The organism is Actinosynnema sp. NPDC023658, from assembly GCF_040639995.1.
Lineage (GTDB): Bacteria > Actinomycetota > Actinomycetes > Mycobacteriales > Pseudonocardiaceae > Actinosynnema.
The window spans coordinates 1-1,115 of sequence record NZ_JBFAAX010001450.1; the positions used below are offsets into that span (position 1 = coordinate 1).

General features: G+C 73.5%; 2 protein-coding genes. Both read left to right on the plus strand.

The window, feature by feature from the left end:
- Nucleotides 1-337, plus strand: a 337-nt coding sequence (locus AB0G02_RS41725) for a hypothetical protein (protein WP_360806570.1), incomplete at its 5' end; no start/stop codon positions are given.
- Nucleotides 301-1,071, plus strand: coding sequence for a hypothetical protein (locus tag AB0G02_RS41730; RefSeq protein ID WP_360806573.1), 771 nt, complete (start codon nt 301-303; stop codon nt 1,069-1,071). The genes AB0G02_RS41725 and AB0G02_RS41730, both read left to right, overlap by 37 nt.
- The last annotated feature ends 44 nt before the right edge of the window (nt 1,072-1,115 follow it).

A 1,115-nucleotide genomic window follows, 5' to 3' on the forward strand; every position in this document is an offset into this window, starting at 1 on the left:
CGTGGACCGCGCCGTGACCACGGCGCGCGAGGCCGTGTACGCGGACACCGGCGTGTCCGACGGCGCGCGGGACTGGATCCTGCCGAGCCTGACGGCGCGAGTCCGCCCCGCCGACGTGCTGCCGGACCTGTCGGCGGCGGGCGCGCGGGCGGTCCGCATCGAGCAGCAGTTCGAGAAGGAGGTCGGCGCGTTCGTCAACCGCGTCCACGAGCGGCACGAGCTGCTGGAGGGCGTCGACCCGGGCGCGGGGGAGCGGCTGGAACCGCTGCTGCTGGTCGTGGGGGTGCTCGGGGGGGGTGGGTGGGGGAGTCGCAGGTCGGCAAGACGCGGTTGCTGAACTGGCTGCGGCGGCGCTGCGCGGTGCGCGGGCGGCGGGTGAAGTACGTCAGCTTCGACCGCCCCAACCCGGTCGACGTGCTCGGTCCGGGCGACCGCCCGTCCCGGTTCGACTTCCTGGAGGTGCTGTACGCGATCCGCGACGTCGCGGAGGACCTGCCGAACCTGCCCGAGGGCGTGGCCGGCGCGTTCGACCGGTTCGACCACGACGTCGTCCACCTCGCCGCGGGCAGGCTCCCGCCGGACCCGCCGATCCCCGCGCCCGAACCCGTGCGGTGGCCGCGGATGACCGGCGGCACCTCGCACCACGTGGCGGCGACGTTCGAGTCGTTCCGGGCGTGCCTGGGTCGGGCGGCGCAGCCGGAGCCGCTGCTGCTGGTCTTCGACCACGTCGGCAACGTGCTGGACTCGGCGTTCCGGCAGCAGCTCTACGACCACCTCATCCGGCACGTCGCGGACGGCGAGCTGCCCAACCTCAGCCTGGTGGTCGTGATGACGAACGAGCAGGTCGTCACCCACTGGCCGGAGCTCGGCGGCGGCAAGCGGGTGGACCTGGACTGCATCGAGGCCGACGAGTTCCCGGCGCTGGCCGAGGACGTGGTGCTGGCTGTGGGTCGCGCGATCGGGGAATCGCACCTGCAGCTGATCGAGGCCATCGGCAAGGGCGTCGCCACCGGCAGGTGGAGCCCGGCCGTGCTCGGTGACCTGGAGAACATCGTGAGGCGGATGCGGTGAAGCCGATCGACGCGGACCTGTTGCGCCGCCTCGCGGAGGGCGAC